19 protein-coding genes and 1 tRNA gene are annotated in these 17,933 nt (G+C 59.4%); 6 read left to right on the top strand and 14 right to left on the bottom strand.

The window, feature by feature from the left end; translation table 11 throughout:
- Positions 1-197: 197 nt before the first annotated feature.
- From BHE01S_RS15560 to dndC, 4 genes are read right to left on the bottom strand one after another with little or no spacing between them, the layout of a single operon-like run.
- Positions 198-1,742, bottom strand: a complete 1,545-nt coding sequence (locus tag BHE01S_RS15560; RefSeq protein ID WP_042265559.1) for an FtsK/SpoIIIE domain-containing protein — start codon at positions 1,740-1,742, stop codon at positions 198-200.
- Positions 1,739-3,808 carry a DNA sulfur modification protein DndD gene (dndD, locus tag BHE01S_RS15555; RefSeq protein ID WP_042265557.1) on the bottom strand — a complete coding sequence of 690 codons (2,070 nt, stop codon included), beginning with the start codon at positions 3,806-3,808 and terminating at the stop codon, positions 1,739-1,741. Before dndD ends, BHE01S_RS15560 begins: the two co-directional genes overlap by 4 nt.
- Positions 3,809-3,818: 10 nt before the next feature.
- A complete protein-coding gene (locus BHE01S_RS15550; RefSeq protein WP_042265555.1) occupies positions 3,819-4,034 on the bottom strand; it encodes a DNA modification system-associated small protein in 216 nt (71 codons plus the stop codon).
- Positions 4,027-5,163, bottom strand: coding sequence for a DNA phosphorothioation system sulfurtransferase DndC (dndC, locus tag BHE01S_RS36810; protein ID WP_084068895.1), 1,137 nt, complete (start codon positions 5,161-5,163; stop codon positions 4,027-4,029). Before dndC ends, BHE01S_RS15550 begins: the two co-directional genes overlap by 8 nt.
- Before the next feature lie 366 nt (positions 5,164-5,529).
- Here dndC and BHE01S_RS15540 point away from each other — a divergent pair, with 366 nt between their 5' ends.
- On the top strand, positions 5,530-6,123 hold the full coding sequence (locus BHE01S_RS15540) for a hypothetical protein (RefSeq protein WP_157025409.1): 594 nt from the start codon (positions 5,530-5,532) through the stop codon (positions 6,121-6,123).
- A 1-nt stretch (position 6,124) separates the two neighbouring features.
- Complete coding sequence (locus BHE01S_RS36805; RefSeq protein WP_084068893.1) at positions 6,125-7,261, top strand: DGQHR domain-containing protein; 1,137 nt, start codon at positions 6,125-6,127, stop codon at positions 7,259-7,261.
- A gap of 490 nt (positions 7,262-7,751) precedes the next feature.
- On the opposite strand, the gene BHE01S_RS39855 is transcribed toward BHE01S_RS36805, so the two are convergent.
- From BHE01S_RS39855 to BHE01S_RS15510, 6 genes are all read right to left on the bottom strand, one after another.
- On the bottom strand, positions 7,752-7,988 hold the full coding sequence (locus BHE01S_RS39855) for a hypothetical protein (protein ID WP_157025407.1): 237 nt from the start codon (positions 7,986-7,988) through the stop codon (positions 7,752-7,754).
- 154 nt (positions 7,989-8,142) lie between these two features.
- Positions 8,143-8,218 (bottom strand) — tRNA-Ala (locus BHE01S_RS15530).
- A gap of 67 nt (positions 8,219-8,285) precedes the next feature.
- Positions 8,286-8,621 carry a c-type cytochrome gene (locus tag BHE01S_RS15525; protein ID WP_042265547.1) on the bottom strand — a complete coding sequence of 112 codons (336 nt, stop codon included), beginning with the start codon at positions 8,619-8,621 and terminating at the stop codon, positions 8,286-8,288.
- The gene (locus tag BHE01S_RS15520) at positions 8,621-9,403 is read right to left on the bottom strand and encodes a BON domain-containing protein (RefSeq protein ID WP_042265546.1); all 783 of its coding nucleotides are present in this window, start codon (positions 9,401-9,403) and stop codon (positions 8,621-8,623) included. The genes BHE01S_RS15525 and BHE01S_RS15520 overlap by 1 nt, the downstream gene beginning before the upstream one ends.
- A 28-nt stretch (positions 9,404-9,431) precedes the next feature.
- On the bottom strand, positions 9,432-10,019 hold the full coding sequence (locus tag BHE01S_RS15515) for a phosphoheptose isomerase (protein ID WP_042265543.1): 588 nt from the start codon (positions 10,017-10,019) through the stop codon (positions 9,432-9,434).
- A 114-nt stretch (positions 10,020-10,133) separates the two neighbouring features.
- Complete coding sequence (locus BHE01S_RS15510; protein ID WP_052405947.1) at positions 10,134-10,673, bottom strand: YraN family protein; 540 nt, start codon at positions 10,671-10,673, stop codon at positions 10,134-10,136.
- Here BHE01S_RS15510 and rsmI point away from each other — a divergent pair.
- Entirely contained in the window at positions 10,672-11,574 is a 903-nt protein-coding gene (gene rsmI, locus BHE01S_RS15505) for a 16S rRNA (cytidine(1402)-2'-O)-methyltransferase (RefSeq protein ID WP_042265542.1), read from the top strand. The two genes, BHE01S_RS15510 and rsmI, sit on opposite strands and share 2 nt — an antisense overlap.
- A gap of 160 nt (positions 11,575-11,734) precedes the next feature.
- On the opposite strand, the gene BHE01S_RS15500 is transcribed toward rsmI, so the two are convergent.
- Positions 11,735-12,334 (bottom strand): septal ring lytic transglycosylase RlpA family protein, encoded by a 600-nt coding sequence (locus BHE01S_RS15500; RefSeq protein WP_042265540.1) that lies wholly within the window; start codon positions 12,332-12,334, stop codon positions 11,735-11,737.
- A gap of 781 nt (positions 12,335-13,115) precedes the next feature.
- Here BHE01S_RS15500 and BHE01S_RS15495 point away from each other — a divergent pair.
- The 3 genes from BHE01S_RS15495 to BHE01S_RS15485 all read left to right on the top strand — a co-directional run bounded on the left by BHE01S_RS15495 (position 13,116) and on the right by BHE01S_RS15485 (position 14,955).
- On the top strand, positions 13,116-13,760 hold the full coding sequence (locus tag BHE01S_RS15495) for an MBL fold metallo-hydrolase (protein WP_042265537.1): 645 nt from the start codon (positions 13,116-13,118) through the stop codon (positions 13,758-13,760).
- Between the two features lie 14 nt (positions 13,761-13,774).
- Positions 13,775-14,407 (top strand): 3'-5' exonuclease family protein, encoded by a 633-nt coding sequence (locus tag BHE01S_RS15490; protein ID WP_042265535.1) that lies wholly within the window; start codon positions 13,775-13,777, stop codon positions 14,405-14,407.
- A 77-nt stretch (positions 14,408-14,484) separates the two neighbouring features.
- On the top strand, positions 14,485-14,955 hold the full coding sequence (locus BHE01S_RS15485) for an Lrp/AsnC family transcriptional regulator (protein WP_174479506.1): 471 nt from the start codon (positions 14,485-14,487) through the stop codon (positions 14,953-14,955).
- A 54-nt stretch (positions 14,956-15,009) separates the two neighbouring features.
- Here the strand turns inward: BHE01S_RS15485 and BHE01S_RS15480 are convergent, their stop codons facing one another.
- The 3 genes from BHE01S_RS15480 to BHE01S_RS15470 all read right to left on the bottom strand — a co-directional run bounded on the left by BHE01S_RS15480 (position 15,010) and on the right by BHE01S_RS15470 (position 17,884).
- Positions 15,010-16,191, bottom strand: coding sequence for a cation diffusion facilitator family transporter (locus BHE01S_RS15480; protein WP_042265533.1), 1,182 nt, complete (start codon positions 16,189-16,191; stop codon positions 15,010-15,012).
- 294 nt (positions 16,192-16,485) lie between these two features.
- Positions 16,486-16,794, bottom strand: coding sequence for an H-NS histone family protein (locus tag BHE01S_RS15475; RefSeq protein ID WP_042265531.1), 309 nt, complete (start codon positions 16,792-16,794; stop codon positions 16,486-16,488).
- A gap of 412 nt (positions 16,795-17,206) precedes the next feature.
- Positions 17,207-17,884 carry a HugZ family pyridoxamine 5'-phosphate oxidase gene (locus BHE01S_RS15470; protein ID WP_042265530.1) on the bottom strand — a complete coding sequence of 226 codons (678 nt, stop codon included), beginning with the start codon at positions 17,882-17,884 and terminating at the stop codon, positions 17,207-17,209.
- Between the last annotated feature and the right edge of the window lie 49 nt (positions 17,885-17,933).

Here is a 17,933-nt window from a genome sequence, read left to right as displayed (position 1 = left end):
GGCATACGAGATGGCTCCGACCCCGAGCGGGAAGCTGCTACCGCGCGCCTTTTCAAGGAACGCGGTACTTCGGTGAGCAGGAAGACATGAGAACGATTTTTCCACGGAGCTCGGTGCTTTGCACCAACCTCGAATCTAGCGGCCATAACATCAGCGATATTTTCGGCGGAAGCGTTTCACGGACGGTACTTCCTCAACTACCTAGCCCCTGCAGCGACCAATTGCGCAATGTTCTCCAGCTTCACGAACACTCCATGGGCACGTCTTGGCCCTTCACCCGGCATGCGGATCAGCATATCACCTGAGCCGAGCAGGTTCTCCGCACCTTTCTCGTCAAGGATGATGGTCGACTCTGTACTCTTCTGAACAGTTAAGGCGATCCGTCCCGGGATGTTGCTCCGGATGAGCCCCGAGAAGGTCTCTGAGTCTGGGCGTTGTGTCGCCAGCACAAGGTGGATACCGGCCGCACGCGCCTTCTGTGCTAGCCGTGCAATAAGCGGCTCGATACTGGGGTCTTGCAATACCAGATCTGCAAGCTCCTCGATAAGCAACACAATAAATGGCATTGCTTGCCCTTTTCGACGAGCCTCACTAATGTTGGAAACACCAAGCCGGCTGAAGATGCTGTAGCGAGCGTCCATCTCAACACCAAGCTCCTGAAGCATTTCGCGCGCTTGGGCAAGTTCAGTCGCAACCGCACCCCCGTAGAGGTTCTGGAGCTTCGCATATTGAGCAAACTCAACCTGCTTCGGGTCAATAAGGGCGAGTTGCAACGTGTTGGGCTTGTGCCTTTGGAGCAGAGACAAGATGAGTGAATGGAGGCAGACACTCTTGCCGGAACCGGTTGTCCCCCCTACCAGCAGGTGCGGGGTAACCGCCAGATCGAACGCGACATCTTCCCCTGTTACATCAACGCCAGCGTAGACCATTAGTTGATTTGCGTCCTTCGGACCGACTTGCGCCCACTCGCGCAGTCGTTCAATGCCAACCGTCTTCCACGTTGCTTTGGGGCGAGGCAAATCGATAAATAGTGTTTTGGCCTCGTCGCCGTTAGATACCGTCGGTAAAGCGCTTCCAAGATTGAGCGCGAGTCCCAATTGCGGCATGCTGCGCTTGAGCTTCGCCGAGTCCGCAAGATTGACTAGAAGAACGCGGTAACGTGTCATGCGCGGTCCATGAATCGTACCCTTGACTTGCACCTTGATGCCGAGTTCGGCGAGCGCCTTCGGCAATGCCTGAGAAGCGTCATTCGACGTAAGCTTGTCCGCTAGGTCCTCAGAATCAGCCTCCTTGATGGCGGGTCGTTTCGCGGCGAAGTCCGGCATATCCGAGCGGCGCATCAAGGCTTCGATAAACTTATCGTAGTTCCGATCGACACCGACCCAATCAGCCCAGAGAGCGACGGCGCCACGGTGCCAGTGAGCGCGGATGGATGTTCGCAAACCATCCATCGAGTCAATCGCCGCGCCGCCATTGGTCAATGAGTGTGAGACCAACAGCCCAACCCATGCGCCAATGTTTTCCGGAGAGAACAGTGACATGGCAGGAATATCCTTACCTTGCGAGTCGACGGTCTCATTCGAAAGCTTTCCCATGGCTAGGGAGCGTCCGATGGCCAAACGAGCCACCTGTGCCTTGGTATCTAGGCCAAGTAACTGACGCAATTGGTCCGTATAGTTATCCGCTTCAAGGCTGGTTCGGTACCGAAGACTGAGCGCTTGCTGTACGTCCAGGTCACTCATTTCGCAGCTCCGAAGTATTTGCCTTCCCTTGCAGTTGTACGGCCGATGCCGTCACCAACGTCTTCATGTTCAAGCAGGTATGTCACGGACACGCTCTTGTTGATGCGCCTGTAGAAGTCAATATCGATTTCTTGGTCTTGGGATAACAAGATGACCTGGCGGTCCGGGTTTCCTGTCCAGAACTGGAAGATATTTTGACGGTGTTTGCTGTCGAGGCGGCCCAGCGGCGTATCGACGACCATTGGCGCCTTAACACCTGACACTTCAGCAAGGCCGGCAATGAGTGCGGTTGCGAAAATCTGGTTCTCGCCCGCGGATCGATCAAACGACATTTCCTTACCCGTCTTACCCAAGATATGCGTAGTGCCGTCGTTGTCAATGGTGATACTCGCCACTTGGTCTTTATGTGCCAGTTGCTTGTAGACCTTCGTCATTGCTCGCCCCAATGCCTGAACCTTCAAAGGAAATAGCAATGGCACGACCTCTTCCAGGACCGATCGAACGCGCTCCGATTTATTTAGCAGTTGCCGAACTGGGCTTGTCTCGTCACGCCGCTTCGCTTCTTGGGTATATCGGGAGCGCATGTTGTTGACCGTGACTTCAAGGCCAAGCACTTCGCGGTCGTCCTCGCGAATATGTGCTTCCATTTCGTCAATTTCGGCGGAGACGCGACTGAGGTTGCTTTTCAGCTCAGTCAACGTACCGTCTCGGTCAATGCCCTCCACACGCGCAATCTTGCGGTTAAGCTCCTCGATGCGCTCTCCAAAGTCGCGCTGCTCAGACAATAAGTCATGCACCTCTTGTTGCCCGACAGCAATGGTGTCCAAAAACTGAAGCGCACGTGTGCGCAAGCCTTCATGAAGGTACCCATGAATGACTGTGTCAGCGCAGTTTGGCGGTGGCGGATGAAAAAGAGACGCCCATGCTGTCTCAATCCGACCTTTTAACGCCTCGATTTGATCGACAGTCAAAGCCGGTGAAATTTCTGGGCTCGCCGCGCCAAGGAATGCGCTTTGAAACTGATCTCGCTTCGGTTGTAACGCACGGCATTCAGTTTGCCACTCCGCCAGCGCCACTTCTTCGTGCAGCTGATTTTTGAAGTCAGCCAAGAGCGCCTTCGGCATTAGATGAAACGGCAATTTCTCGGCGAGGATACGCTCCAGGGCCTTCTGCGCATCCTTTTGTGCACCGCGAAGCTGCTCGCGCTCTTCCACGAGATCTTTGACAGTCGCAATGTCGCCACCGCCGCCGCCGGAAGCGGTGATACGTTCGAAGTACGAAGTACGCTCCGCCTTAAGTTGAGTCAGCTTACGCTGACTGTTTTCCGCGTCTTTCTGGAGGAGTTTGAGTCGCTCTTCGTCAGTAGTCAGTGCTTCCAGCAGTCGGTCGATGTTTTCATCGTCAACGCTTGAGATCGCGGAACGCTTGGTGCTCTCGAAAGTCTTAAGCCGTTCGGCGAGGTTGCGCAACAATACGACGCCAAGCAAACCTTCCAAGCCTTGCTTGACCTGCTCAATACGAGATTGATCCGCAAGCTTCTTGACTTCTTCGCCGTCAAAAAAGAAAAACGGCGCGATGTGTGCCGGCACGAAGTGGTCGTCAAGAAGGTCTGCGAGTTGGAAGCCAGCCTTTCCGTCCCTCTTAGGAACGCCCGGTACACTGCGCGTCACCTCGCGCACAATGGCTTCTTCCTCGAGCCACTGTCCTGTAGAGGTCTTAAAGTACCACCGCCGGGAAATGTCGATGCCTTTGGTCTTCGTACGCTGGACCACCACCCGGACCGTCATCTGGTCTTGGCCCTCTCGCCGCGCCTCTCCGTTGAAGGCTCTTTCCAGAAACGTCGGATAGCCTTTGTAATCATCGGGCTTCAGGCCTGCGCGCGCCAAGTGAACCATGGCGTCCTTGCCATACAAGCAAAGGTAGAGCGCTTCAAGAATTGAAGTCTTCCCGTAACCGTTCAAACCGCCCACAAGAACGATGTTCCGACCGTCGGCCGGCTCAGGAAAATTGAATTCCGCGTGAGGATAGCTTTTGAAATGCGTCAGTTCAATCTTAGAAATCCACAAAATAAGTCCCCTAGTCCATGCTTCCTAGGATTTCCTCGATGCGGGCATAGATGCCCGCTGCGCGTTCTTGGTGCTGCCTCTCGCGCTGAAGTGAAACCAGATCAGTGATAACCCCGATGGGCACGTTATATTTATTGCACACGTCGGCCAAGCGATTGTTCGCTTCGGTATTAGACCACAACGGAAGGTCTGCGACGGAGCTATCGTCGTATTGTTCGTCAGACATTTGCTAGACTTTCTTCTTGCTGTAGTTCGGTTGCCCACGTCTTGTGGATAAGTTCGAGTTCGTCGTCCGATATCAGGCGCCCGCCAAACTCTGACTGCACAAGCAACAATCGATCTAAGATTTCGCGACGCGCCTGGATCGTGAATGGACCAGGAATATGTTTGCCAGTGAGATCAAAGGTGAGGCGCCCATTGCGCCGGATGGCGCTGCGACGATTTGGATCATTGCGGATGTCTACAAGCCAGTCGCGGAAACCAACGAGTGGCTGATAGCGATGTTTGCCCGAGTCGATAAACCCTTGCAGACTCTTGTCCTTCTCGACGACCGTGCAGGTCCAGCAGCCGAACCGACTATTCGGCGTACCGCACCCCGGAGCTTCGTCTTTGCTCAGCACAACGGGGCACTCCCCCCCTTCCGCATCACGATAAAGCTGAAACAGCTTACTATGAGTCCCCCCCCACGGGGCTGGAAAGGATCCCAGGATTTCCCAGACATCGTCCGTCGATAAATCGACGATAGGACGAAAGACGTATGCCCCCGGGATGCTTGAATGCGGGTTTAGGTTTGTACCGCGCTCGTTCTCATACTTATCGACAGTCATCATGCGACGGATGCTTTCGGTCCGACGAACGCCCAGCACTACAATCGCCGCACCGTGATCGGAGATGTTTGCCTTGATATAGCCGCTGGTAGGTTGAATCTTCAGCCGGTCTGTGCACCAGCGCATTTGGGAGTTTGGGCTTGGATAGCCCTTACCTATGAGCAAGACCCAAAATGACTTATCGAGCTCTGGGCGTGTACGCGCGACCGTGAGCGGCAGACCCAAACTACTCACTGCGTCGTCGATTTGCGCCGTTACCTCATCGAGGTGCGCGATTACGAGCGGACTTTCAACCAGCGTGTCGTTGGACACGATGTGAACCGGCCTAGCGCGTTGTGACGGTGGGACTGCGCGCAGCGCTTCGAAAACAGCGTGGGCTACGACGGTCGAATCCTTGCCGCCCGAGAATCCAACAATCCATGGGTAGCCCTGTGTAGGTGAGAGGTACTCGTCCTTTACATGCTGGACGATTCCTTGCCAGCGTTCAGCAATAGGGCGATCAACATCTTCAGACACAAACTTCTCCATGTTTGGCGCCTCAGAACCGCAGCACATACGGAAGCCTGCCGTGCCAAGAGAGCGGGCGGACGCTACGTTCGATAGGCAGCCGAATTCTACCAAAGAAGCGACCTATGAACTGGGCAACTGCGGCACTACCGCAGGTCGCAGCCACGCTCATCCGCTACGAGAAGCGCGAGACTCATACCCCAAAAATCGTCACAATCTGTTACATTAAGTGTACACGAGGCCCGTCTGAAGCACTACCGCCGCAAGGCAAACTTGCCCATATATTGGGCAAAAATATGAAGTCGCAAAAACCGCCAATAATATTGCGTCAATAGCACACATATGCCGTCTTTCGATTGACGCGCTCCAACGCCTTCGAGCACTTAGATGAATAAGCATCAATTTCCGAAGCAATTTCCAAGCAATTTCCTGGGATGGGTTCTTGTTTTTTTAAGATGGATATTTGGCAATCTAATTTTGGGATCCATTGCATTGCTAGTTAGCTTAATCGCAACTGCACTCAGCCTTAAGCCACCAAGCCTGCCCCAAGATTTTATCTTGGGAATCACCGTACTTGCGATGACCATCGCAGCAACAAGCGCGGAATGGCTAGACGAATCGGAAGACGCCCTACTGAAGGAATCCAAGGCGTGGCTTAGACGAATCACGATATTGGTGCTCATCGTCGGCGCGCTCCTTGCCTTCGTAAAAACTCCCAGCGAACTTCTTCAGGATAAAAAGATTGACAACCATATTGCCCTTTGGGTTAGCTTGGGATTACTTCTGAGTTCTGTAATAATCGGCTTTCTCTCGCATCTTGTTCAACTCAAAGGGCGGGACGCACTCGTTGTCTCTGTAATATCTGAAACGGTTAAATCACTACAAAAGACCGAGGACTACGCAGAACAGGAAAAAAACATGACCACAACTATCCAAAAAATATCTGCGGACGTAACCATCCATAACGGCATGCGGTATTAATATGAAAACGATAGAATTTTATGCAACAAAGGTCACTCAGCCGATTGGAGAGTTCTTTGTCTGCGTTCTACCCGCGGAAGTTGTCCGAAGAACAGCCGCACCGGAGCCTCGGAAGGTCGTCGACGCCAAAGACGAAACGAACGAGGGAATTCAACGCGCCCTGAGTGAACGGCGTGTAAGCGAGATTCGAGATTATCTTGCGACCGTCGATGCGAGCTTTCCCAATTCAATAATACTGAGTTTGGCCAAAAAATCACTGCTTGATGGACCAACTCCAATATCCACTGACGGCAGAGACCGAGGACTGTACAAATTTCAGATTCTTGACAGTAAAGATTCTTTTTCGGTTATCGACGGACAACATCGCCTGAAAGGTTTTAATGACGAGAACAGCAAAAAATTCGACTTAATCGTAACTATATTCATCGGCCTGGAGGAAGAAGAGAAAGCATATTTATTTTCCACAATAAACTCCACGCAAACCAAGGTGAGCAAATCACTAGTATACGATTTATTCGATATTGCCGAGACTCGAAGCCCGCAGCGCAGCGCCCACTTGGTAGCAAAAGGCATGAACTCAGATGAGAATTCTCCATTTTATAGGCGAATCAAACTCCTCGGAACCAATCCAAAGGTTGGTGATCAATTTTTATACAAGGCAAATCTGAGTCAAGGGACCGTTGTAGAGCGCCTCCTCAATCTCATTACAATGGATGCTGCAATGGATCGGGATGCAGTCAAGCGAGGACAGACCCCTCAATACGATGAAAAAGCGCATGGCGCCCTCGTTTTTCGGAAGCTTTGGATAGATGAAGAAGATGCGATCATCATGCGCATCATGACAAACTATTTCAATGCGGTTTCGTCCGTTTTTAAATCTGAATGGAACGATTACCAATCCCCGCTTTCCAAAACCATCGGATTCGGCGCGCTCATGCGGCTCTTACCGATTTTTTTTCGGATAGGGGAAGAAAAGAAAGACCTTTCCGAGGATTTTTTTACATCATACATGCGCAAAATCCACAAAAACTTCGTCGAGTCTGGCATAGAGCTCAGCTTTTCCAACTTCCCGGCAGCCGGAAATGGGGAAACTAAACTCTTTAAGCAACTCTCGGAATGGGCAGATTTGAAAGAATGACATCGGAGGGGCGCGCGAGGCCGCTCACCGATTGCTCGCTCCCTGACGCGGCCTCCTCATGCTCGCGCCAGCTCGCAAGCGCGTTTACAAGTGCATTCGGGGCCACGATGTCTAAGGATTGGGCCTCCTCACCAAATTCTAGCCGGGTCAATACAGTAGCCCCTGGGCCGCCTCGTCTTCAGCAGGCTAGCGCTTGAGTTCGCCTTCGAAGCTGCGCAATCTCCTCGGTAAGCTGGCCGTAGCGCCGATGTAGCCGCAGCAAGATTCAAACGAGCCGCGGTAGTAACGCCTTGGTTGGATCATCCGGCAAGGCTAGCAGCCGGATGGATGGCAAGCTAACGCCGAATTCGAGCAGAAGCCGTGGATCTGGTTGGTCGTGGCCGTACGCCCCGGTCACCGGTGCCTGGCGCGCGCAATACAGTGCAAGCAGCGTCCGCTGGTCGGGCGTCTTGACTGCGACGAAGCGCATGGACGGTCCCAACGCCGCTTCTTAGATTGCGTCGGCATCATCGAAATCGCTCTTGCTTCCTTTCACGAAGGGGCGTGCGAACTGCGGCACGGTCGGCAGCACCCGATGCCGAATATCTGGAGCTTGCGAAAGAGTGCGCGCTGCGTAGCTTGCAAGCGATGTCGGTAGTTGAGCACGCGTGAATCTCTTGCGCCACACATCATGCCCGTGGCCGCCCTGCGCATGTGGGAAGAGCTTGCCCAGATCGATTCCGATCAACGTGGCGACGCCGATGACGATCTCCCAAAAGAGGAAATGGCCCGCTCAGCATAAGCCAATCGGGCCATTTCGGTCAGGCTGATCATCTCTACCCCCGCGAGCCTTATAGGACGCGGGGTTTGCGGACTTCTTTGGAACTGCCTGGAATGTCTGATGGTGGAGCGGAGGAGGATCGAACTCCCGACCTTCGCATTGCGAACGCGACGCTCTCCCAGCTGAGCTACCGCCCCAACGAATCACCGATTCTACACACACGAAATCCATTTTGCCAAGTGTCAAATTTGACCCCAAGCAAAACTACTTCGAAGGCGCTCCAGCCAGCACCCAGCCCACCACGGAATGAATATCGGCGGCGCTCATCGCGGGGTGAGAGGGCATGGGAATCGCCCCCCAAACCCCAGCCCCGCCGTCGCGCACCTTCTTCTCCAGCCTGGCCTCGGCAGCACCATCGCCCTTGTACTTCGCAGCGACATCCTTGAACGATGGCCCCACAAGCTTGCGATCCACCGCATGGCACCCCATGCAGGCATTCGCCTGAGCCACCCTCAACCCATCCGGCACAGCCGCAAAAGCCGGCAAAGCGAACCCAACAAGCGCCCCAGCAGCCACAACCCCACCCATAAACCGCCGCATCACAAAGCCCCCGAATTCCCCGGCCTTGTCGCCGACGAATTCGTCACCGGCGCGGGCGGTTGGTGATCAATAGGCTGCGAAGTCACGCCCGAGTCCGGCACCGCCCCCACCATCGGCGCTTCGGCAGCAGGCGCCGCCGGCGCACTGGGCGCCGCAGCAGCCGTCGCCACCGCCGCCTGCTGCGCATCGATGTACTGATAGCACTTCACCACCTGCGCCACGCCCATCACCCCGGCCGTCGCGTTGGCGGCGATATTGCCTTCCTCCGGCGTAACCAGGCCCATCAGATAGATCGTGCCGCGCTCGCTCACCACCTTGAAGTTGTTCGCGGAGATGTCCTTATAGGCAATCAGCTCCGCCTTCACGCGTCCTTCGAGGTACGAGTCGTTCGCGCGCGAGGAGAACGAGCTGGCCGGCTGCACCGCCAGTTCGTTGACGATCGAAGCCACGTTCGTCACGCCTCGCACGATGCTCTCGGCCTTCTGCTTCGAGGCGTCGTCGGGCACTTCACCCGTGATCAGCACGCGCTGGTTGAACACCGCCACGTTCACGTGCGCCGTATCGGGCAGTTGCTTGCCGAGATCGGCCAGCGCCTTCACCTGGATCTCGCGGTCTTCGGTTTGCGATCCCACCGTGCGGCGGTCGGTTGCCACCAGCGCCGTGCCGCCCGCCGCGCCCGCCAGCGCCAGGAAGCAGCCCTGCAAGCTTGCGCAGAGCGAGGCTGCGAAGCCGATCGTCAGCGTGGTCCGTGCCAGCGCGCGCGTCATGCCGTATCTGCTCATCAACTTCCCCTCTCTTCGTCTTACGGTGTCAGTCTTCGCCCAGCAGCATCGCGTCGATGCCGTCGCACAGGCAGTGAATAATTAACTGATGCACTTCCTGAATACGCGCCGTCCGCTCGCTCGGCACGCACAGCTGGATGTCGGTATCGGCGAGCACGCTGTTCACGTCGCCGCCGCCCCTGCCGGTCAGCGCGATCACGACCATTTCGCGTTCGTGCGCTTCCTGGATGGCGGCCAGCACGTTCACGGAGTTGCCCGAGGTCGTGATGGCAAGCAGCACGTCGCCGGGCTGGCCGAGCGCGCGCACCTGCTTCGCGAATACCTGCTCGTACGCGTAGTCGTTGGCAACGGCGGTGAGCACCGAGGCGTCGGTGGTCAGCGCGAGCGCGGGCAGGCCCGGGCGTTCGCGCTCGAACCGGCCGATCAGTTCGGCAGCGAGTTGCTGGGCGGTGGCGGCGGATCCGCCGTTACCGCACGCGAGAATCTTGTTGCTGTTCGCCAGCGCGGCGAACATCGTATCGACCGCGGCGGCAATCGGGACCGCCAAGGTTTCCATGGCCGCGAGCGTGATGGCTGCGCTATCGCGGAAGTGCTGTTGAATGCGTTCGACGGACATCGACTCTCTAATCTGTACTGCGGGTATCGCAAATTTTCCGCGTAATGCGGCGTGCCGCAAGTTTAGCGCACTCGAGGGCCTTCATTTTCACCCTTCTTTTTATGAGCCTCTGTTTTAGCTCTGGTGGGCTTCCGGTCGAAACGCGTCGCGCAGCCACACGAGCCGGCCGCTCTCGAACGCGATCACGTCGAAGCGGCACGCGGGCGGCGTGCGCGCTGGCGTGTGAGCTTCGCCGTTCGCACCGCCGTTCGCACCGCCGACGCGCCACGTCGCGAGAAAGTACCGCGCCGCGCGCAACACGCGCTGCTGTTTGCGCCACCCCACGCTGGCCGCCGCGCCACCGAACTCCGGACGCGCCCGTGCGCGCACTTCCACGAACACCAGCGTGCCGTCGCGCTCGCGCATCACGAGATCGATTTCGCCGCCGCGGCAACTCACGTTGCGCGCGACCAGCTCCAGGCGCTCGCGCCGCAAAAACGCCAGTGCATGCGCTTCGAAACGCGCGCCTGTCGCGCGGCGTTGGGCATTCGACTGCGCTCGCGCATAAAAGTTGTCTACGCGTGCACATTCGTTCGCGCCGCTTCCCTCGGGTGCGCTCGCGGGCGCGTGGCACAATGTCGGCCTCTTTTCCTGCATTCGCGCGTTGCGTGTCATGACGTCCCTCTCGTCCCCCTTCGAACTCGCACAGACCCAGCAGTATCCGGCCGCCACGCTGTACGTCGTGGCCACGCCCATCGGCAATGCCGCCGACATCACCTTGCGCGCGCTGCACCTGCTCGGTCTCGTCGATCGCATCGCCGCTGAGGACACGCGCAACACCGGCCAGCTCCTCGCGCGCTACGGTATTTCGAAGCCGCTCGTCGCCGTGCACGAGCACAACGAGCGCGAGGCGGCGCAACGCGTGATCGAGTTTCTGCGCGCGGGCGAGCGCGTGGCCTGCGTGTCCGACGCGGGCACGCCAGGCATTTCCGACCCGGGCGCCAAGCTCGTGGATGCCGTGCGCGCCGCCGGCCTCAACGTCGTGCCGCTGCCTGGCGCGAGCGCACTCGCCACGGCGCTTTCCGCTGCCGGCGACTGGGTCTCGACTTTCACGTTCCTCGGTTTTCTGCCGCCCAAGGCCAGGCAACGCGCGGCCGCATTGCAGCCGCTCGCCGCGCATACGCACGCGATGGTGTTTTACGAAGCCCCGCATCGCATCGTCGAAACCGTGCAGTCGCTCGCCGATGCGTTCGGCCCCGCGCGCCGCATCCTCATCGCCCGCGAATTGACGAAGCTACACGAGTCGCTCTGGAGCGGCACCCTGGCCGAAGCGCCAGCGTGGCTCGCTGCGGATGCGAACCGTCAGCGCGGCGAGTTCGTACTGGTGGTGGAAGGCGCGAGCGGGCAGGCAGAGGGCGAGGCCGATCACGACGCGCTCCTGCGCGTGCTGCTTCAGGAAGTGCCGGTCAAGGGCGCGGCGAAGATCGCGGCGGCGCTCACGGGCGCGTCGCGCAATGCGCTTTACGCGCGGGCGCTGGAACTGAAGGGCGAAGGCGAGGAAGAAGAGCACGACTGAGCCGCCGGCCGAAGCCGTCAAAAGCACGAGCCGTAAAAACCGAAGGGCCGCCTAACAAGGCGGCCCTTCGCGTATGCATTCAGCGGTATCGAACGTGCAACAAGCGGTTCAGCTTCGGGCGCGTCGCGGCGCACTCAGCGCCACGCCCAAACGAATGCGCTTAGTGATCGACGTTCGAGTTCGCGGCAACCATTTCGGCTTGTGCGGCCTTCGCTTCCTGGCGCGTGAGGCCTTCGATGTCGACCTTCGCCGTACCGGCGTGCTGCACGCCAAGGAGCTTGGCTGCGGCATACGAGAGGTCGAGTACCCGGCCACGTGCGTACGGGCCGCGGTCGTTGATCTTCACCACCACCCACTTCGACGTGCCGGGCACGCTCACGCGCACATACGAGCCGAGCGGCAGCGTGCGGTGCGCAGCCGTGAGCGCCTTCATGTTGAAGCGCTCGCCGCTTGCGGTGCGGCGGCCGTGGAACGCGCGGCCGTACCACGAGGCGCGGCCGGTCTGGTGGAACGAATGGACGTCGGGGCTGTCCTCGTCGATCGCCTCGGCGTTCGCGAGCGAGTTGTCCTTCGCGGTGCCCGATGCGGGCAGCGCAGCGAGCGCGGAGCCGTAGCCCTGCGGCGCGATGAATGCGGCGTCCTTCGTGCGAAGGGCGTCGCTGGACGCCTGGTCCTGCGGGCCAGGCGGCATGGCGCAACCGGCCAGAATGGACACGGCTGCGAGACTCCCGAGTCGTCGTCGAGTCAGTCTAAGGTTCATAACATTGCCATCACGTTTTCGAAGCCCGTCCCGCGCCATGTGTGCGCGTTGTCGGAAGGCTTCGGCGGTCGCGGGCAAAGCTTCGCCATCGCTCGCCTGGAATGAAAAAGGCGAACGCGTGCCAATGCCCGGATGCAGCCCCAATAAGCCGCTAACCGCTAGTTATCTTTCACGTCTGGCGCAACCTGTCCCCGGCAGCCTGACCAGACCCCACATGCCGCCATCGAACGATGAAGCTCGTTCAGGCGCACCGGAAACTCCCGGCGCACAGGAACGGCGGCGTAGGCCCCACCCAGCGTCACGGCATGTAGGCCGTTGCAGGCGCGTGGCACCTGGCTGGGCAAGACGTGCGGCGTCGAACGGATCGACACCTGATTTGCTATCTTGTAAGGCAGCCTCTTTCGGCCCGCCTCGAACGACAGCACTGCTTGACGGCGATGTATGCGACCTCTTTTTTTGCGAAGGTCACACCGCCCTTTGAGAGCACGAATTTCGTGCGTGATGGGTCGCATTATACCCAAAAGTTATTCCTGTCACGCCGGTGCCCCACAAATCTCCATGATTTTTCACTATTGATGTAACAAAGCCGTTCGTCTTGCGCCGCCGCATCCCTTGTCAGACAAGGGGTTCCGGCCACCGCGAGCCGCGTCGGCGGCGCTTCCTGCACCCCGGTACAATCGATCCTTTGGCTGGGGCCTGCCGGCGCGCATCGATCGCTTTCGAAGCGTGGCTGCGCCCGCCCCGCGAGACCGAACCGCACCAACCCGCCCACGATTCCCGCATGAAAGTCACGCTGATTCCCGTCACGCCGTTCCAGCAAAACTGCTCGCTGCTCGTCGACGAAACGACGAACCGCGCCGCCGTTGTCGATCCGGGCGGCGACCTCGAACGCATCGAAGCCGAGATCGAGCGTCAGGGCGTGCAGCTGGAAAAGGTGCTGCTCACCCATGGCCACCTCGACCACTGCGCCGGCGCGAAGGCGCTCGCCACGAAGTTCGGCGTGCCGATCGAAGGCCCGCAGGAAGACGAGCGCTTCTGGATCGACCAGTTGCCGCAGCAGAGCGTGCGCTTCGGCTTCGGTCACGCCGAGGCGTTCGAGCCCACGCGCTGGCTTCACGACGGCGACACGGTGCGCTTCGGCAGCGAGGAACTCGAGGTCTACCACTGCCCCGGGCACACGCCCGGTCACGTGATCTTCTTCAGCCGCAAGCACCGGCTCGCCACGGTCGGCGACGTGCTGTTCGCGGGTTCGATCGGGCGCACGGACTTTCCGCGCGGCAATCATGCGGACCTGATCCGTTCGATCCGCGAAAAGCTCTGGCCGCTCGGCGACGACGTCACGTTCGTGCCGGGCCATGGCCCGGTTTCGACTTTCGGCGAGGAGCGCCGCTCCAACCCCTACGTCGCAGATGGCGTACCCGGATGAGAGTGAAAAGTACGATGAATCAAGCCGCTATTGAAGAGATTTACGTCAGCACCGACGTCGAGGCGGATGGTCCCATTCCCGGCCCGCATTCGATGTTGAGTTTCGCTTCGGCGGCGTACACCGCCGACAAGCGTCTGATCGCCACGTTCTCGGCCAATCTCGAGATGCTCGAAGGCGCGGCGCCGCATCCGGTGCAGGCCGCCTGGTGGGAAACGCAGCCCGAAGCCTGGGCCGCCTGCCGCCAGGACCTGCAAGACCCGGCGGCGGCGCTCGTCGCCTATGTCGAATGGGTGGAGGCGCTGCCCGGCAAGCCCGTGTTCGTGGCGATGCCGGCGGGCTTCGATTTCACCTTCATGTTCTGGTACATGATGCGCTTCGCCGGGCGTTGCCCGTTCTCGTGGTCGGCGCTCGACATCAAGACGCTCGCCTTCGCGATGACGGGCCTGCCGTACCGCAAGTGCATCAAGCCGCGCTTTCCGAAGCACTGGTTCGACGACCATCCGCACACGCATGTCGCGCTCGACGACGCGATCGAACAAGGCGCCCTCTTCTGCAACATGCTCGCCGACCTGCGGGCGCAGCAAGCCGCGCTCGCCGCTGATGGGGACGACTCAGGGCAAAACGCCGCGAGCACTCCGGCAAATTAGGTAATCTCCCTCATCATCTGCGCTTCGCATTGCGTTCTGTTCTCCTGGCCTCTAACATTCAGGAATACAGCGACGCAATGGAGGCGCAGTTGACACTCGATACGTTCTCTCAGAAGATCCTGCGCCTGCTGCAGCTCGACGCGCGCCGTTCGGTGCAGGAAATCTCCGACCAGGTGGGGCTTTCCAGCACGCCCTGCTGGCGTCGTATCAAGGACATGGAACAGTCGGGCGTGATCCAGCGCTACACGGCGCTGCTCGATCGCGAAAAGCTGGGCCTGCACGTGTGCGCACTCGCGCACATCCATCTCACGCGCCACACCGAAGGCGGTGTCGAAGCCTTCGAGCGCGAGATCGCCACCTGCCCCGAAGTCACCGAGTGTTACAGCACCACGGGCGAATCGGACTACATCCTCAAGATCGTCGCGCCCGACATCAAGGCCTACGACGCCTTCCTGCACGAGCGCATCTTCCGCATTCCCGCCGTGGCGCAGGTGCGCACGAGCGTCGTATTGCGGGAGATCAAGTTCGATACGCAATTGCCGCTGTGAATGCGCGAAGGCGCGACGGCTTCCCTGTCGCGCCGCCCGCATTTTTCGCGCGCTTCAATGCGTCTCGCGCGGTTTGCCGTGCGCGGCCTGCGCGCCATGCGCATCGAGCGGCTGCACGACCTCGAGCTTGCTCGCGCCGAGGCGCGCACGCAGCGCCTCCAGATCCACGCCAGCCGCGCGGCGCGCATCGTCTGCCGCGGCCAGCACCACCTGAATTTCCAGACCCGTGCTCAAGTAGTGCAGCGTGACGGCTTCCACATGCACGTCATGCTCCGCCAGCGCGCTTCGCAGGCGGGCTGCGACATCGTCGCGCGCAGGCAGGTTGGCCACGGACCGCACGTGCATGTCGTCTTCGGGGTCGACGTGAATCAGCGCGTCGAGCACGCGGGCATCGGTGAGCAGGCGCGCGCGCGCTGTCTCCGCGATGTAGTGCCCTTCCGAAACCGAAATCAGCGGATCGACGAGGATGTGCGCGTCCACGAGCGCGAGGTCGCCGGTCTTGCGCGTGCGCATCTCGTGCACGTCGAGCACGCCCGGGGTGCCCATCAGCAGCGCGCGCAGGTCCGCGGCGGCGGCTTCGTCGAGCGCGCGGTCGGAGAGGTCCTGCAGCGCGTCCCAGCCGAATACCCAGCCCATGCGCGCGACCATGAAGCCGACGATGGCCGCGGCGATCGGATCGAGCAGCCGCACGCCCGCGAGGCTGCCCACGATGCCGATCGCCACGACGAGCGACGACGCCGCGTCCGAGCGCGCATGCCACGCATTGGCGATCAGCATGGCCGAGCGCACGCGCTGCGCCTCGCGCAGCATGTAGCGAAAGAGCCCTTCCTTGGAAACCAGCACGAGGAGCGCCACGACCAGCGCGCTCACGTGCAGCGCCGGAATATCGCCGAGATTCATGATGCGCGTGCCGGCGCGCACCAGCATGCCGACGCCCACTGCAATCAGCAATGCGCCAAGGAATAACGACGCGACCGTCTCATAACGGCTGTGGCCGTAATTGTGATCGGCGTCCGGCTTGGCGCCGCTGTGCCGGTTGGCCAGCAGCACGACGAAGTCCGAAACGATATCGGCCAGTGAATGAACGCCGTCGGCGATCAAAGCCTGCGAATGCGCAAACACGCCGACGACGATTTGCAGCACTACCAGCACGCTATTGACGGCAACGCTGACCCACGTCGTGCGGCGCGCGACCTCATGTTTATCTGACAGCGGTGGGGCGGCGGAAGAAGTCATGTGCGGCGGGAGAGCAAATTAGGGAATAACCGCGATTGTAACGGCCAGCTGCGTCGATTTTATGGATATCCCTAAAAATCTCTTTTAAATCATATGCCTACAATAGCGGGAAGCATTCTCATTCAAGCCGGCGATACCGCCGGTCGCAACCTGACGCGGCGCAGAAAATCAAAAAGCCGCGCGTCCCCAGACTGCGCGGCTTCTTGTTTTCGGGAATCAGGAGATGCCTGACCTGACTCCGTTCCTGCTTTCACTCATGCGCAGCGCGTTCAAACGCGCCACTGACAGGCTGATTTACTTCTGGATCAGAAAACGATCGCGGTCTTGACCGGCGATCCAGCGCGGCGGCTTGCCGCGGCCCGACCACGTGCTGCCGCTGTCGGGATCGCGGTATTTCGGCGCGACGCTCGCACGCGAACGGCTGGCCGCCTTCGCGGCTTTGCCGCCGGCGCGGCCGCCGCCGAGTTCTGCCAGGGTAATGCCGTAGTCGGCCATCTTTTGCTTGATTTCGTCGAGGACTTCGGCATATTCGCGAGCCTTCGCCTCTTCAATCTGCTTTTCCAGCTTTTCTCGCTGAGCGAGAAGTTCCTTGTAGGAAGACATAGGTGCCCTTGTGGTTTGATCTTTAATGGCTACTGATCTCGCGCCAGTATGCCGATTGATAGATGCATGCCTCGGAAATCGGTGGCGAGATTAACACAAAATTGAATGCCGGGATGCATGTAAGCAATAAAAATAATTAAAGCCAGATTTCAATCCATCACCGTCACGCAAGGCGCTAACGCCCTGTCATTCCGTGCAAATCCCATTTTTACTAAATCCCGCTTTTGCCAGATAAATCCACATCTCATAATTAGCAGCGGATGAAAATTAAATACGTTGAAATAGGTCAAACATTTCATCGCATGACAACTTTGAGTCAACCAATGGGGACAGAAACAGGTTGTTGCAAAGCAGCATAAGGCTACACGCTATACAGGACGGCGGATAACACCCGCATGGGCGGAAAAAACCGTCATTGCGTATGGCGCTCGATGCAGTCTGCTAGCACCGCATGCAAGGATTGCAGATCGAGCTGTGGCGCATCGAAAACGAAGCGCGTGCGGGCGCCGTCGATCGCGAGATCGGCGCCGTAGCGATCCACGCCTGCGAGCGCCAGTCCGGCACGCCGCGCGGGGTGCGCTTCGAAAAAGCGGATCAGCGTGGCTTCTTCGGCGGGAGCGAGCGGCGCCAGCGTGTCGAGGTCGGCGCCGTCCATCCAGCCCATCGCGCCAAAGCCGCCGATATAGCGCAGCCGCTCGACGTGCATGACCCAGAAGGTGAAGTCGCCGAGTGCGAGATAGCGCTCGGCGTCCGGGTGATAGCGCACGTAGCGCCGCGCCAGCGCATCGTTCGCCTCGTGGGCAGCCGCCTCGACCGGCTCGAAGCGGCCGAGCAGCGTGGCCCGCGGCGCGTTCAGCACGTCGGCGTCGCTGGCGTGCGCGACGAGAAAGCCCGCGCGCGGGTCGTCGAGCAGATTGCGCGTGTGCTCGGCGAGGCGGCTCACCAGGATCACCGGACGGTGCCTGGCGTCGGGCGCGAACGGCAGCAGCGTGGGATACGGGAAGCCGCGCGGCTCGCGCGAGTGCGTGGCGAGCGTGGCGGTGGGCGCCTGGTGCAGCAGATGCAGCGGCGCGTGAGCGGGAATCTTCAAGGGGGCGTCCTCGAGCGATGGATGCCCCAATAGTAGAGCAGTTGGCTCG

The sequence above is a fragment of the Paraburkholderia heleia NBRC 101817 genome (assembly GCF_000739775.1).
Classification (GTDB): Bacteria; Pseudomonadota; Gammaproteobacteria; order Burkholderiales; family Burkholderiaceae; genus Paraburkholderia; species Paraburkholderia heleia.
This window is presented reverse-complemented; position numbering and strand designations above follow the sequence as displayed.